This is a genomic window from Paracraurococcus lichenis (genome assembly GCF_030657435.1).
Lineage (GTDB): Bacteria > Pseudomonadota > Alphaproteobacteria > Acetobacterales > Acetobacteraceae > Paracraurococcus > Paracraurococcus lichenis.
Map to the genome: position 1 here is coordinate 22,303 of NZ_JAUTWS010000045.1, position 14,448 is coordinate 36,750.

A 14,448-nucleotide genomic window follows, 5' to 3' on the forward strand; every position below is an offset into this window, starting at 1 on the left:
GATGCCGGCCGCGGCGGCGAAGAGGCTGCGCGACCCGATGGCGCCGGTGCCGGGCAGGACGCGGAGGGCGCGGCTGCCGGAGGCGATGCCGGTCATGGGGCGCCGCCGGACCCCCGGCCGCTCGGGGCCTTGCTGCGGCTGCGGTGGAACCCCTTATTGGCCCGACCCCCGGCAGCCTGCCGGACTGCGGCGGGCGCGACGGGAGCAGCCATGGCGGGACCGCGGAAGAGGCCGGAGCGGATCGAGGCATTGGCGCTGGCCCGCGCCGCGCAGAGCCCGGACCTCGTCATCGGCCTGGTCGGCGCGGTGGGCGCCGGCGTCTCCTCGGTGGGGCGCGTCCTGCAGCGGCTGCTCGCCCGCGCTGGCTGCGCCTCCGTGCCGGTCCGGGCGCGGGAGGTGATGCAGCGCGCCGCGCCGGGCGACTGGGCGGCGGCAGCGGCCGACCTGCCCATCCGCCGCTTCCGCGCCTTGCAGGAGATCGGCAGCCGGCTGCGCCAGGACAACGACAACGCCTTCGTCGCCGCCGCCATGATCGCCGAGATCCACCGCGCACGCGCGGCGGGCGGCCCGCTGGTCGCGGTCTGCGACGCGCTGCGCCATCCGGCCGAGGTGCAATTGCTGCGCTCGGTCTATGGCGAGGCCTTCTGGCTGCTCGGGGTGGTCTGCGACGAGCGGACGCGGCATGCGCGGCTGATGCGGAAATACGGCTTCGCCCCGGACGACCCCGATGCGGCCCGCGCCGTGCAGGAGTTCATGGGCCGGGACGAGGATGGCGGCCTCGACTACGGGCAGAAGGTCGCGGACACCTTCCGCTACGCCGATTTCTACTGCGACAGCTCTGCCCCATTGCCGGATGCGGGGTGCCCGGATGCCGAGCTGGATGCCTGGCCGGTCACCGCCGATCTCGCGCGCTTCCTCGCCCTGGTCCGCGCCGACCGGCCCATGCTGCGCCCGACCGAGGCGGAGCAGGCGATGTACCATGCCTATGCCGCGCGACTCGGCAGCGCCTGCCTGTCGCGCCAGGTCGGCGCGGTGCTGCTGGGCCCGGACGGGCAGTTGCTCTCCACCGGCTGCAACGAGGTGCCGCGTGCCGGCGGCGGCCTCTACGGGGAGGGCACCGATGACCCCGAGGAGGTGGAGCGCGGCCGCTGCCACGCCCTCGGCGGCTATTGCCGCAACACCGACGAGCGGAACCGCCTGGTCGACCATGTGCTCGACCTGCTGGAGGAGCAGGGCGTGGCGTTGGGCGATGCCGGCACGCGCGCCGGGCTGGCGCGGCGGCTGCGGCGCTCGCGGCTCGGCCACCTCGTCGAGTTCAGCCGCTCCGTCCATGCGGAGATGGATGCGCTGATCTCGGCGGCGCGACGCGGCGTGTCCACCATCGGCGGGCGCCTCTTCGTCACCACCTTCCCCTGCCATAATTGCGCGCGGCACATCGTCGCGGCGGGCGTGGACGAGGTGCAGTTCATCGAGCCCTTCCTCAAGAGCAAGGCGCTGAGCCTGCACGCCGACAGCATCACCCTGCCGCGGGAGGGCTGGGTGCCGCCGAGCGTCGCGCGGCGGCTGGGACAGGCGGGGCCGCAGCGCGTCTGCTTCCGCCCCTATGTCGGCGCCGCGCCGCGGCTCTTCCGCCGCGCCTTCCTCAAGGACGGGGAGGTGAAGGACGCGATGAGCGGCCGGCTGCTGGACATGCCGCAGGACGCCTTCGAGAACCGTCGGCCGCTGGTCGAGGGCTACCGGGCGCTGGAGGCGCGGATCGCCGCGCGCTTCGCCGGCGAGGGCTGATTGGCAGGCCCGGGCGCCCGGCCTACCCTGCCGCCGTCCAAGCGACGGAGGAACGTCCGGCCATGATCCATGTGGTTGCCATCATCACCGCCAAGCCCGGCATGCGGGAGAGCATCCTGGAGCATTTCCGCGCCAATATGCCCGCGGTGCATGCCGAGCAGGGCTGCATCGAATACGGCCCGGCGATCGATGCCGAGGGCATGGGCAAGATCCAGACACCCTTCGGCGCCGACACCTTCGTCGTCATCGAGAAGTGGGAAAGCAAGCAGGCACTCGCCGCGCATGCCGCCGCGCCGCACATGGCGGCCTATGCCGCCAAGACGCGCGACATGATTGCCAGCCGCGTCATCCACGTGCTCGAGCCGGCGGGCTGAGCCGGACGGGGCGCGGCCAGCCGCCGCGCCCCCTGCCGTACGTGCCGGGCGCGCCGAACGGCCCGGAGGTTCTCGGAGCGCCTTGTATGTTGGGCGAGCCGATTCAGACATCCGGGCCATCCGGCCCTTCGGTCATCGGCGCGCCTCAGCCAGCGAGCTGCTCGCGGAGGAAGGCGCCCGCCTTGCCCAGCGCCCACCGCCCTGCGGCAAGCTGCGGATGGAAGAGGTGCCAGACATGGATCATGTCCGGCCAGACCTCCAGCGTCACCGCGACCCCGGCCGCGCCGGCCTTGCCGGCGAAGGCGACGCCCTCGTCCAGCAGCGTCTCCGCCGAGCCCACCTGCACCAGCAGCGGCGGCAGGCCGCGCAGGTCGGCCTGCAGCGGCGAGACCAGCGGGTCGCGCGCCGCCGCCCCGCCACGGTACATCGCCGCGATCTCCAGCAGGTAGACCTTCTGCACCATCGGGTCCTCGGCCGACTTGGTCTCCATGCTGGCCGAGGCGCTCTCCAGGTCCACCCAGGGGCTGACCAGCCAGCCGCAGCCCGGCATGGGCAGGCCCCGGTCGCGGATGGCGAGCAGCGCGGCCGCGGTCAGCCCGCCGCCCGCGCTGTCCCCGCCGATGGCGATGCGGCCCGGCGCGAAGCCGCTCTCCAGCAGGTGGCGGTAGCCGGCGACGGCGTCCTCGACCGCGGCGGGGAAGGGGTGTTCCGGCGCCAGCCGGTAGTCGAGCGCGAGGGTGCGCAGCCCCGCCTGCCGCCCGGCCTCGGCCACCATCGGCCGGTGGCTCGCCAGCGAGCCCGCGACATAGCCGCCGCCATGCAGGTAGAGCAGCACGCGCGAGGCATCCGCGCCGGGTGCTTCCGTCCACTCCGCAGGCACGCCATGCGCCGTGGCCGGCTCGACCCGGACATCCCGCGGCAGGGGATAGCTGCCGCCCAGCGCGTCCAGGCGCTTGCGGCGCTCGGCGAGGTCCGCGGGGCGGGGGCGGGCGGCGAGCAGGTCGCGGATCGCCTGCACCTCGGGGTCGATCGGGCGTGTGGTCATTCCTTGGTCCTCCCGTGCCGCGGCGTCGCGCGGTGCCCGCGATCCTCGCGCCGTCCATCTGGCACGTCCATTGGATGCCTACCTCCATCGGCTATGGTCATTGCCGGGTGGAAAGGGATCCCGTCCATGTACGACGTCATCGTGGTCGGCGCCGGTTCGGCCGGCGCGCCGCTGGCTGCCCGCTTGTCGGAGGACGCGCATCGCCGCGTGCTGCTGCTGGAGGCCGGCCGCGACTGGCGGGCGGCGGAGGCGCCGCATGCCCTCCGAAGCGCCAACATCATCCCCTTTATGCACGATCCGGTGCACCAGGCGGAGTGGCAGTGGCCCGGGTTGATGACGCGCCGCACCAGGGCGCAGGCGCCGAAATTCTATTGGCGCGGGCGGGCGCTCGGCGGCTCCTCCACGGTCAATGCGCAGATCGCCATCCGCGGCGTGCCCTCCGCCTTCGATGCCTGGGCCGAGGCCGGTTGCGAGGGCTGGTCGGCGCGGGACGTGCTGCCGCTCTTCGACATCATCGAGGACGACGCCGACACCGGCACCGCGCCCGGCATCCGCCGGGGCGGCCCGCTGCCGGTCTATCGGGCGCCGCCCGAGACCTGGGGCGCGGTGGACCGCGCGCTGCGCGATGCGGCGCTGGCGGCCGGCCACCCCTGGAAGGCCGACCTGAACGCGCCTACCGGCGAGGGTGTCTCCTGCAACCCCATCAACAGCCGCGACGGCCGGCGCGTGACGACCAATGACGGCTACCTGGAGCCGGCGCGCGGCCGCCCGAACCTCGAGATCCGCGGCGGCGCGCTGGTGGACCGCGTGCTGTTCGACGGGCGCCGCGCGCGCGGCGTGCGGGTGCTGTTCGAGGGGGCGGAGGGCTTCGAGGAGATCGCGGCGCGGGAGGTCGTGCTCTGCGCCGGCGCCATCCACAGCCCGGCCATCTTGATGCGTTCCGGCCTCGGCGCGGCCGCGGCGCTGCGTGACCTCGGCATCCCCGTGCTGCAGGACCTGCCGGCGGTCGGGCAGCACTTCATGGACCACCCGATCCTGCGCGCGACCCTGCCCCTGACGCCCGATGCCGCGGCCGCGGACCCGGATGCGCGCCACACCAATTGCTGCGTGACCTACAGCAGCCACCTGGCAGGCGGCGGCGAGCGCGACATGATCATGATCGCCTACAATCACCGCGGCCTGGCGGGCAATCGTCCGGCGCCGGTCGGCGCCATCGGCATCGCGCTCTACGATGCCTTCTCCCGCGGCGAGGTGCGGCTGGTCTCGGCCGACCCGCACGCCAACCCGGTGGTGGAGGAGAACATGCTGGACGACCCGCGCGACCGGCTGCGGATGCGCGACGGCGTCCGGCGCCTCGCCGCGCTCTGCGCCCGGCCGGAGATCGCCGGCATCGCGCAGGGGATCAGCTTCGGTGACGGTCCCTATACCATGGCCGATTCCGCCGGCCTGCCTGATGACGAGCTCGACGCGCTGATGCTGCAGGAATGCGGGGATATCCAGCACGCCGCCGGCACCTGCCGCATGACGGCCTACGAGGACCCGCGTGGCGTGGTGGACCCGGACCTGACGGTGCGCGGGGTGGAAGGGCTGCGCGTCGCGGATGCCGCCATCATGCCCACCGACTGCCGCGCCAACCTGCACTTCACCTGCGTGATGATCGGCGAGAACCTGGCGCGGCGGATGCGGGCGGCCTAGCCGCGCCCGAGGAGCACGGCCGTGGCGGCCAGATAGGCGATGTAGCCGCCGCCGAGCACCGCGACGAAGCCAGGCCCCATCGCCTGGCCGCGCCGCCGGTGGTTGCGGACGGCATAGGCGGCAAGCACGGCGATCAGGAAGCCGAGGTTCAGCCCGTAGATCGCCGTATCGCCGACCGAGGAGCCGACCACCGCGAGCGGCAGCAGCGCGAGGGTGAGGGAGACGATGCCGTCGCCCATCACCGCAGCGATCGCCACCGTCGGCGTGCCGTCCCGCGTGAAGCGCCAGGCGGACCAACTCTCCGGCAGGGCGCAGAGCAGGCCGATGGCGAAGAGGCCCACCACCATGTCCGGCACGCCCAGCGGCGCGCCAACCTTCTGCGCGCCGATCACCGCCGCGAGCGCCCCGAGCCCGATGGCCGGCAGGCCGAGCAGCGCCGGGCCGACGACGCCCTCCGGCATCGCCGCCCGTTCCAACCAGGGCCGGCGCAGCAGCGCATGCGCGATATACGCCGCGAAGCCGGCGCAGAGGATCACGCCGTCCCACCACTGCAGCCCGGCGATGGGCGGCGGCAGCGTCAGGGCCGCCAGCAGCAGCACGATGCCGAGATAGGGCAGCGCCTGCACCTCCACGACCTGCGGCCGCACCTGCGGCGGCGGCGCGTCGTCCCGTCGCCGCCAGCGCGTCGCCGCCCAGGAGAGCAGCACGGCCAGCGGCAGCGCCGGCACGTTGGAGCCGAGCGCGGCGCCGAGGCCGATATCCGGCCAGCCGAACAGCGTCGAGGAGAGATTGACCGCCGTCTCCGGCGCCGCCGTGGCGATGCCCATCAGCGCGCCGCCCGCGGTCGCCGGCAGGCCCCAGCGGTCGCGGAGCGCCTGCAGCAGCGTCGCGGCCCGGGCCGCGCCCCATTGCATCCCCGCGACCCCCAGCAGCAGCAGGCCCAGCCAGGGCAGCAGCGCGATCACGCCGCGACGATGGCGACCGCGACGTCGCCGCGGAAGGGCGGCAAGGTGACGGAGAGCGCGTCTCCCTGCGACACGCCGTCCAGCGCGCCGGCGGGCCGGCCGGCGCGCGTGTCCCAGAGCGCCAGGCGGTAGCGCCCCGCGGCCAGGCCAGGCACCCGCAGCGCCGCGGGCCGCGCCGGCATCTCCGGATCGAGCCTTCCGTCCGGCAGCATCGGCCCGCGCCGCAGCAGCCAGACCACGGCCTGATGCGCATCGCCGCAGCCGAAGGCGATGGTGTCCGGATCCGAGCCGATCTCCTCGTTCAGGTTCACGCGACGGAAGTGCTGCCAGTCCACTAGGGGCAGGAAGCCGGCCATCGCGCGCTGCGCCTCCCGCATGCCGGGCGTCAGTACATGCGGGGTGCGGTTCGGCCAGCGCATGCTGCCGCTGGCGCCGGCGGCGAGGATCGCCCATTGCATGTGGCGGAAATACTCGTCGTCGAAGGCCGCCGGCAGCGTGTGGTGATGGTCCTTGTAGCGGTGGATCGGCCCATGCTCGGATTCATGGAAGGGGCGGGCGTCCCGGATCTCCGACAATGCCTCCCGCGTCAGGCGCCCGGCACTGAGGGCCGGCGCCACGGTGTCCGGCGGGTCGTCGATCGTGCCTTCCTCGTAGAAATGGCTGCTGGCGAAGTCGAGCAGGGGATGGCGAAAAATGGGTTCGTTCAGCCGCGGGTGCCAGCCGAGCTCCGGCCCGAAGATCGAGACGGTCTGCAGATGCGCCCGGCCGTGCAGCCGCATCTCGAGGTCGCGCATGAAGGGCGAGACATCGTCGATGAAGCGGGCGAAACAGTCGGGATCCGCCTCGCCGTGCTTGGGATGCATCTCGTTCCAGAGGTCCCAGGCGAAGATCACGCCGCTGCCGCCCCAGCGCTCCGTGGCGAAGGCGAGGCGCGCCTTCACCGCCTCCCGCGTCGCCGGGCAGGTCAGGAGCTCGGTGCGGGCGGCGCAGGGGCCGCCATTCGCCTTGTTGTAGGGATGGCTGTCCCAACGGATCCACAGGAAGAAGGTGTCGAAGGGCGTCAGCAGGAGGCGCATGCCGAGCTTCTGGCAGAGCGCCACCAGATCGTCCCAGAGCTGCACCAGCGCCGGGTTGTAGCGCCCGGGCGCGTGCTCGAGATGGCGGTGGTCGTGCTGGCTGTATTCCAGCATCAGGCGCAGGCAGTTCACGCCATGCTCCTGCAGCCAGCGCAGGTGGCGCTCGACGCCCGGCAGGTCGCGCCGCCGGTAGAGGCCGGCGAGGTCCGGCCAAGTGATGGCGTCGTTATGGCCGATGGGCGCCCAGGCTGCGCCGCTCTCCTCGACGAAATAGGGCGCGCCATCGGCGCGGCCGATCCAGGGAAGGCTGGTCAAGGTGCATCCTTGCAGGGCGGTGGTCCAGCAACTCGGGCCGGTGCGGCAGGTTGCCTCCGCTCAAGCGCCTGCGTGGTGGCGCCGCAGCCAGTGGACCAGGCCGTCCCAGAGCAGGAACTCGCGCGTGCCGTTGCGATGGAGGTCGAATCCGGCCTGCGCCGCAATGCCGGGCAGGTCGCGCCGGTCGGCCTCCGGCCCGCGATAGCTGAAGTTCAGGATCAGCAGGTCGCCGCCGGGCCGCAGCACCCGCGCGGCTTCGGTCACCATACCGGTTGCCAGGGGCAGGCCGCCGCCGACGAGATAGGGGAAGACGTCGACGGCGAGGACGAGATCGCAGCAGGCATCGGGCATGCCCGCGAGGTCGCGGCCGGAACAGGTCTCGAACCGCAATCCCGGCAGGGCGGCGTTGCGCCGGCGGGCCTCGTCGATCATGGCCGGCGCGATATCGAGGCCGGTGACCGAGCCGGCATCGCGCGCGAGGGCGCCGGCCAGGCGGCCGATCCCGCAGCCGAGGTCGAGGATGCGCGGCCGGCGCGCCAGCAACCCCTGTGCGCGCAGCCAAACGACCAGTTCCATCGTGATGGCATCGAGCAGTTCCGGGTCGCCCAGGCTATAGGCGGCGACGCTCGCCTCCGGGCTGATCCGCACCAGGCGGTCGAACATCGCCCGGCTCTGCGCAATGGCCGCTTCGGGGTCGTCGCATGGCGCGTGGGTGGCGCCAGCCTCCACCATGCGCTGCAGAGTCCAGAGCCCGTCTCGCATCCGCTGTGCCAGCGCGAGCAGCGGCAGCAGGCGGTCGTCATCCGCCGCAGCCCCGGTGAGATGCCGGATCACCGACTCGGCGGAGGCGCCCTGCAGCATCAGCCGCATCAGCGCGACGGTGGCCGGGATCGTCCCGTCGAGATAGTCGCGGAGCGCCGTCACGCGAGGCAGGACCGTCCCGCCGACCAGGGGACGTCGTGGAAATCCGCGAGGGTCGCGGCGACATCGCCGAAGCCCGCCCGCGTCCCGAGCGGTCCGCGGCGCCCGGCCTGGCGCACGAGGAGAGGCACTTCCTCCCGCGTATGGTCCGTGCCGTGATGCAGCGGATCGTTGCCATGGTCGGCGGTGACGATGAGCAGGTCGTCGGGCCCGACCTTCGGGAGGAAGCCGCCGAGCCAGGCATCGAAATCCGCGAGCGCCCGCGCATAGCCGATGGCGTCGCGGCGGTGCCCGTATTCCGTGTCGAAATCGACGAGGTTGGCGAAGACCAGCCCGTGCCGCGTCATGTCCCAGACCTCGGCGATCCGCCGCATGCCCTCCGCATTCGAACCGGTCGGGAGGCTGCGCGCAATGCCCTGGCCGGCGAAGAGATCGGCGACCTTGCCGATGGCGACCGGCGGGTGTCCGGCTTCCGTCAGCGCTTCGAGGACGGTCCGCGGCGGGCGCATGGCGAAATCATGCCGGTGCGGCGTGCGGCGGAAGCGGCCCGGCTCTCCCGCGAAGGGACGCGCGATGACGCGGCCAATGCGGAAGGCGTCGGCATGCCGCCGGGCGAGCTCGCAGAGCGCGTAGAGCGCCTCGAGCGGCATCACCGCCTCATGCGCCGCGATCTGCAGGACGGAATCGGCCGAGGTGTAGAGGATGGGCCGTGCCGTGCGCAGGTGCTCGGGGCCGAGCCGCTCGATGATCTCGGTGCCGCTGGCCGGGACATTGCCGATGAAGCGGAGGCCCGCTTCCGCCTCGATCGGATCGAGCAGCGCGGGCGGGAAGGCCTCGTAGACCGCGAAGGGCTGGTCGAGCACGACGCCCGCGATCTCCCAATGCCCGGTGGTGCTGTCCTTGCCGGCGGCGCGCGGCTGCATGCGGCCCCAGAGCCCCTGCGGCGCCGGGCCGTCGCGCCGCATGACGCCGGCGAGGCCGAGCGAGTCGAGCGCCGGCAGCCGCAGCCCCGTCCGCGCCATGACATGGCCGAGCGTGTCGGCGCCCGCGTCGCCATAGGCCGCGGCATCCGGCGCGGCACCGCAGCCGACGCTGTCGAGGACGATCAGGAGGCTGCGCATGGCGGCACCAGTCGGCGGTGGAAGCTGGGCTGGTCCTGCGCCCCCCAGAAGTACTTGTAGCGCTCCTGCCCGCGCAGGAAGTCGGCGACGGCAAGGCCCTCGGCGATCGCCGCCTCCACCGCGCGGCCGACCAGGAGCATGCCGGGGCTCAGCCGCTCCAGCGCCGGGTCGAAGCCGCTGAGGTAGAAGTAGAGGCGGCGGGCCCTGCGGGACGGGGGATCGGCCAGACCATAGAGCGCGGCGACGATCTCGCCATCCAGCCGCAGGGCGTGGAAGCGCAGCAGTCCGGCCCGGTGCAGCGCCGGCAGGGCCTCGCGGTGCATCGCCTGCACGCCTGGGGCGGCGAGAACGCCGTCCTCGCCACGCATCCGCCAGCGTGCGGCATGCAGCCGCAGCAGCGCGTCGAAGGGCTCCTCGATGCCGTCCGCCTCGGTCTCCCAATGCAGGGCGCCGGCCTGCTCCGCGCGGCGTCGGACGGTCCGCAGGTCCCGCAGCGTCTTGGCGGAGACGCGCTGCGCCAACCCATCCACCGTCTCCGGCAGGGCGAGGCAAGGGCAGGGATCGGCATGGCCGACCTCCTCCGCCCAGCCAGCCGGTGCCGGCAGGGCCAGCAGGGGCGAGCCCTGGCGAAGCTGCGGCCACTCCCAGGCATCGCATCCGGCACGCAGCGCCAGATGGCGCGCGGCGATGTCCAGGACCTGCGGCGCATGGCCGGGCCGCACCAGCGCGTCCAGGTAATCGGTGGTGGCGATGCCGAGCGGGAAGAGCAGCCGCTCGCCCGTCTCCGGCCGGGTGTAGCGGTAGAAGGGGAAGAGGCCGACCAATGCGCCATGGTGTCGCACCGCGAGCGTCAGCAGGCTGCCCTCGCCGACATGGCGCCACCAGGGGATCAGCCAGGCCGGCGACTGGAAGGGGGTGGCGTCCGGGACGGTGCGCCAGAGTTCCTCCCAGGCGGGGCGCTGCGCCTCGAGACCCGGGCGGTCCGTCACCTCCTCGACCGCGAGCGCGCCTGCATCAGGCCGCATGGCTGCGGTCCCCGCGGACGAGGCGCTCATAGAGCGCGGCATAGCGCGCGAGCATCGCCTCGGCGGAGAACCGCCGCTGCGCGGTTCGCCGGATCAGCGCCGGATCGAGCCGGTCCACCGCACGCATGGCTGCGGCCATCCCGCCCGCATCGCGCACCAGGAAGCCGGTCACGCCATCCTCCACGATGTCGGCGAGCGCGCCGGAGGCGATGGCGACGACCGGCGTGCCGCAGGCCATCGCCTCCATGGCGACGAGCGAACTGGTCTCCGGCGCGAGGCTCGCCGAGACGAGGCAACGCGCGGCATTCAGCAGGCGCCGCTTGCGCGCGAAGCCGAGCGGGCCGAGGAAGCGGTGCGGCGGTGCGAGGCGCGGCTGCACCTCCTCCTGCCAGTACCGCTCATGGGCCTCGTAGGGGAAGATCTGGCCGCCGAGAAGAACGGGCAGGCCGGCACGTGTGCCGGCCTCGAGCGCCGCATGCTGGTTCTTCTCCGGGCAGATGCGACCGAGCACCAGGGCGAAGCCGCGGCGTGTCAGCGGCAGCGGTAGCGCATCGATGGGCACGCCGTTCTCGACCGGCGGCAGCAGCGCGGGGCAGGGTGGGCAGGCGCGATGCTGCGAGGCCGAGACGGCATGCAGCCAGGTGTCCGGCCGCGGCAGGCGGAACACCTCGGCCGGATACCAGTCCGGTGGCAGGTGCAGCGTCGCCAGCACCGGCATGCCCGGCGGCGGCAGGTAGCGGTGGAAGTCGATGCCATGCATGTGGACGAGGTCCACGGGGTACCGCGCGAGCGCCTGCTCGATCGCGGCGGCATGCGCCGCATAGGTCGCCGCCTGGATCGCGGGCGTGATCGGGCCGTGCGGCAGCGCAGTCGGGAGGAGAGGGCCGCGGGTGACCGATCCGGCCTGCGCCACCGTGACCGTCCGGTGCCCGAAGCGCGGCAGGTCGCGCTCGATCATGGACAGCACCTGCTCCGCGCCGCCCACCGCATCGGGCCCGACCGGCGCGAAGGGGAAGGCGACCTGGAGGATGGTGAGGGGCATGGCGCGGCGCCGCGGCTCGCTCGGGATCCTCAGCCGGCGACCCCCGCAGCGGGGAGGTCCGGCCGCAGCGCCGCCGCCTGCAGCGCGGCCCGCTGCTGCAGGACGCGGAACGGGATCACCGCGGAATCGCGCGGGCCCGGGCGCGAGGCCAGCAGCGCCACGGCCTCGCGGTAGCCGTTCAGCGTGCCGACATCGACATAGACCTCGCCGCCACGCACGCCGCGCGCCGCGCCACCGCGGGCCAGCCAGGCATTCACCAGCGTGCCGATATACTCGTCCCGCCGCCCCGGCGAGCGCCAGAGCATGTGCAGGTCGTGCAGCACGGCGCCCGGCAGCTTGAAGGCACCCCAGACCCAGCGGCTGCGGGCGGTCTGCTGCTTCACCTCGATCGCCTCAACCCGGCCTTCGGCATCGGTGACGACGGCGTCGAACAGTTCAGGCCGGTCCACGGGGAAGAGCAGGAAGGAGAACTCGTCGTCCGGCAGCGGCGCCAGCGCGGCCTCTGGGAACCAGATCGTGTCGGGCAGGCCGACCACCACGGCCTCCTCTGGCGCGATCAGCGGCAGGGCGCAGAAGATCGCGTCGCACAGCCCGCTCGGCTCCTGCTGCACCACATAGGCGATGGATGCGCCGCCGATGCGCGAGCCGTAGTAGTTGATGATGTCGCTCTTGCCCGGCGCGATGACGAAGCAGAGCTTGTCCACGCCGCCGGCGATCATGCGCTCGATCAGGTGCTCGCTGACAGCCCGCGGACGCTCCACGCTGCCCTCGAGACGGCTGCCGACCGGCAGCAGCTCCTTCGAGAAGGCGAGGGGCTGGATGCGGCTGCCGAGCCCCGCGGCCGGGATGATGCCCCACATGCTCAGCCTCCTGTCGTCGCGGCCGCCAGCGCGGCCTCCAATGCCAAGGCCCGATGGTCGGCCGTGTGCTCCGCCAGCGTCCGCTCGCGTGCGGCCTGCGCGATGCGCCGCAATTCGGCATCCGAGAGGCCGATGGCGGCGATGGCCTCCTCCGTCGTCTCCGCGGCCAGCAGCTCGCGCCCGGGCGCGTAGAAGTCGGACAGGCCGGGCCAGGTATCGGTCAGGATCGCGGCGCCGCAGGCCGCGGCCTCGAACAGCCTGCCGGAGGGGCACCAGCCCATGTCAGCCATGGCCCGCCGCGTGACGTTGAGTGTGAGGCGCGAGGAGGAGAAGAAGGCCGGGTGGTCCGGCGGCGGCATGTGCCGCACGAACCAGATGTTGTCGGCCCAGGGGAAGTCCTGCGGATAGAGAGCGCCGCCGATGACGAAGCGCCGCGCCGGCAGGCGCCGCGCCGGCGCGACGAAGAGCCGCTCAAGGGCCGGCTGCCGGTCCGCGGCATAGGTGCCGAGATAGGAGAGGTCGGCCTGCAGCCGCGGATCGGGCGCGACCGGATGGTGCGCCTCCGGGTCCACGCTGCCATAGAGCGGCGCGACGCGGCGCGCGCCGAGTTCGGTCCGCAGGCGCGTCAGCGCTTCGCCGCCGGTGTAGCTGAGCACGATGTCGAAGCCGCCGAGGCCATCCGGCGGGAGATAGGCGGGGCGCTCGCCGGCGGCGAGGCGGTCCAGCGTGACGGGCGTGTCGAGGTCGTAGAAGGCGCGCAGCCGGGCGCCGCTCTCCAGCACCAGGGCCGAGGCGGCGATGCCGTCCGGGCAATAGGAGGTGACCATGGCGAGGTCGGCGCCGCGCAGCGCGCGTTCCGCCTGCGGTCGGATCTCGGCCCAGTCCCGGTAGAGCATCGGCTCGACGCCCGGCATAGGCTGCAGGTCGCGCGTCGAGGCGTAGTAGTCCACGTCGCGCTCGTAGAAGGTCACGTGGTGGCCGCGGCGCACCAGGGCGCGGCACAGCGCCCGCCAGAGCGTCGCATGGCCATTGCCCCAGGAGGAGGTGATGGTCAGCCCGAAGACCAGGATGCGCATCAGGGCGGCGCCCCCGCCTGTTGCAGCGCGCGCGGCGACGCCCGCACGATCCGCTGCTCCTCGACCTTCTCGTCGCGCGCCAGGCGGCCGATCAGCAGGCCGAGCACCGCGGCCTCCTCCGGCTTCAGCCCGGCGGCCTGGTCCAGCAGCGCTGCCTCGGCCTCCTCCTTCACGTGCAGCGCCAGGCCGCCATCCATGTAGAGGTCGAGCACGCCCGGATGCACGTAGCACTTGCGGCAGATGGTGGGCGTGTTGCCGAGGCGGGAGGCCACCTGCTCGATCGCCTGCTTGACGTTGCGCTTGGCCGCGGCCTGGGTGTCGAAGCGCTCGAACTCATGGAGCGCGAGCGCTGCCAGCACCGTGCCGGCCCAGGTGCGGAAATCCTTGGCCGTCACGTCCTCCCCGGCGATCTCGCGCAGGTAGTCGTTGACGTCGCCCGAATCGATGCTGCGCAACGTGCCGTCATCGTCCACGTACTGGAACAGCTCCTGCCCCGGCAGGTCCTGGCACTCCCGCAGGATGCGGGCGATGCGGCGGTCTGAGACCTGCAATTGCCAGTCCTTACCGCTCTTGCCCTTGAAGCGGAAGCGGAGCTTCGAGCCCTCCACCGCCACATGCCTGTTGCGGAGCGTGGTCAGGCCGTAGCTGCCGTTCTGCTTGGCGTAGTCGTCGTTGCCGACGCGGATGAGCGTGGTCTCGAGCAGCCGGACGACAGTCGCCAGCACCTTGTCCCGCGGCAGGCCCGGCAGGCGCAGATGCTCCTCCACCTGCGCCCGGATGCGCGGCAGGGCGCGGGCGAACTCGACCATGTGGCCGAATTTCGCGGCGTCGCGCGTCTCCCGCCAGCGCGGGTGGTAGCGGTACTGCTTGCGACCCTTCTCGTCGCGGCCGGTCGCCTGGATGTGGCCGTTGTCATACGAGCAGATCCAGACCTGGGTCCAGGCCGGCGGGATGGCCAGCGCTTTGATGCGGCGGAGCGTCGCCGGGTCCTTCATCGGGCCGCCCTTCGGCAGCCTGTAGGAGAAGTGCCGGCCGGCCTTGCGGCGCGAGATGCCCGGCCCCTCGTCCGAGACATAGCGGAGCGAGGCAGCCCTGGCGGCCTCGCGGGCTTCCTGGATGGAACTCGGCTGGGTGTCGGACGGCATGGG

The 14,448-nt window shown here is 73.0% G+C and carries 13 protein-coding genes; 3 read left to right on the plus strand and 10 right to left on the minus strand.

Annotated features, from left to right (window positions below; genetic code table 11):
• Positions 1 to 210 precede the first annotated feature (210 nt).
• Both Q7A36_RS28520 and Q7A36_RS28525 read left to right on the plus strand, forming a co-directional pair.
• Positions 211 to 1,785, plus strand: coding sequence for a hypothetical protein (locus tag Q7A36_RS28520; protein ID WP_305107175.1), 1,575 nt, complete (start codon positions 211 to 213; stop codon positions 1,783 to 1,785).
• Positions 1,786 to 1,847: 62 nt separating this feature from the next.
• The gene (locus tag Q7A36_RS28525) at positions 1,848 to 2,159 is read left to right on the plus strand and encodes a putative quinol monooxygenase (RefSeq protein ID WP_305107176.1); all 312 of its coding nucleotides are present in this window, start codon (positions 1,848 to 1,850) and stop codon (positions 2,157 to 2,159) included.
• Between the two features lie 145 nt (positions 2,160 to 2,304).
• Here the strand turns inward: Q7A36_RS28525 and Q7A36_RS28530 are convergent, their stop codons facing one another.
• A complete protein-coding gene (locus tag Q7A36_RS28530) occupies positions 2,305 to 3,204 on the minus strand; it encodes an alpha/beta hydrolase (protein ID WP_305107177.1) in 900 nt (299 codons plus the stop codon).
• A gap of 126 nt (positions 3,205 to 3,330) precedes the next feature.
• On the opposite strand from Q7A36_RS28530, the gene Q7A36_RS28535 reads away from it, so the two are divergent.
• Positions 3,331 to 4,899 (plus strand): GMC family oxidoreductase, encoded by a 1,569-nt coding sequence (locus tag Q7A36_RS28535; RefSeq protein ID WP_305107178.1) that lies wholly within the window; start codon positions 3,331 to 3,333, stop codon positions 4,897 to 4,899.
• On the opposite strand, the gene Q7A36_RS28540 is transcribed toward Q7A36_RS28535, so the two are convergent.
• Genes Q7A36_RS28540 through Q7A36_RS28580 form a run of 9 tightly spaced genes read right to left on the minus strand, consistent with a single transcriptional unit; the run spans position 4,896 to position 14,445 of the window.
• On the minus strand, positions 4,896 to 5,864 hold the full coding sequence (locus Q7A36_RS28540) for a sodium:calcium antiporter (RefSeq protein ID WP_305107179.1): 969 nt from the start codon (positions 5,862 to 5,864) through the stop codon (positions 4,896 to 4,898). The genes Q7A36_RS28535 and Q7A36_RS28540 overlap by 4 nt on opposite strands.
• On the minus strand, positions 5,861 to 7,255 hold the full coding sequence (locus tag Q7A36_RS28545; RefSeq protein ID WP_305107180.1) for a glycoside hydrolase 5 family protein: 1,395 nt from the start codon (positions 7,253 to 7,255) through the stop codon (positions 5,861 to 5,863). The genes Q7A36_RS28540 and Q7A36_RS28545 overlap by 4 nt, the downstream gene beginning before the upstream one ends.
• A gap of 60 nt (positions 7,256 to 7,315) precedes the next feature.
• Positions 7,316 to 8,179 carry a class I SAM-dependent methyltransferase gene (locus Q7A36_RS28550; protein ID WP_305107181.1) on the minus strand — a complete coding sequence of 288 codons (864 nt, stop codon included), beginning with the start codon at positions 8,177 to 8,179 and terminating at the stop codon, positions 7,316 to 7,318.
• Positions 8,176 to 9,297, minus strand: coding sequence for a phosphopentomutase (locus Q7A36_RS28555; RefSeq protein WP_305107182.1), 1,122 nt, complete (start codon positions 9,295 to 9,297; stop codon positions 8,176 to 8,178). Before Q7A36_RS28555 ends, Q7A36_RS28550 begins: the two co-directional genes overlap by 4 nt.
• Positions 9,282 to 10,322, minus strand: a complete 1,041-nt coding sequence (locus Q7A36_RS28560; protein WP_305107183.1) for a GNAT family N-acetyltransferase — start codon at positions 10,320 to 10,322, stop codon at positions 9,282 to 9,284. Before Q7A36_RS28560 ends, Q7A36_RS28555 begins: the two co-directional genes overlap by 16 nt.
• Entirely contained in the window at positions 10,312 to 11,364 is a 1,053-nt protein-coding gene (locus Q7A36_RS28565) for a glycosyltransferase (protein ID WP_305107184.1), read from the minus strand. Before Q7A36_RS28565 ends, Q7A36_RS28560 begins: the two co-directional genes overlap by 11 nt.
• A 29-nt stretch (positions 11,365 to 11,393) precedes the next feature.
• On the minus strand, positions 11,394 to 12,224 hold the full coding sequence (locus tag Q7A36_RS28570) for a sugar phosphate nucleotidyltransferase (RefSeq protein ID WP_305107185.1): 831 nt from the start codon (positions 12,222 to 12,224) through the stop codon (positions 11,394 to 11,396).
• Positions 12,225 to 12,226: 2 nt separating this feature from the next.
• Positions 12,227 to 13,300, minus strand: a complete 1,074-nt coding sequence (locus Q7A36_RS28575; RefSeq protein WP_305107186.1) for a CgeB family protein — start codon at positions 13,298 to 13,300, stop codon at positions 12,227 to 12,229.
• On the minus strand, positions 13,300 to 14,445 hold the full coding sequence (locus tag Q7A36_RS28580; RefSeq protein ID WP_305107187.1) for a DNA topoisomerase IB: 1,146 nt from the start codon (positions 14,443 to 14,445) through the stop codon (positions 13,300 to 13,302). Before Q7A36_RS28580 ends, Q7A36_RS28575 begins: the two co-directional genes overlap by 1 nt.
• Positions 14,446 to 14,448: the final 3 nt, after the last annotated feature.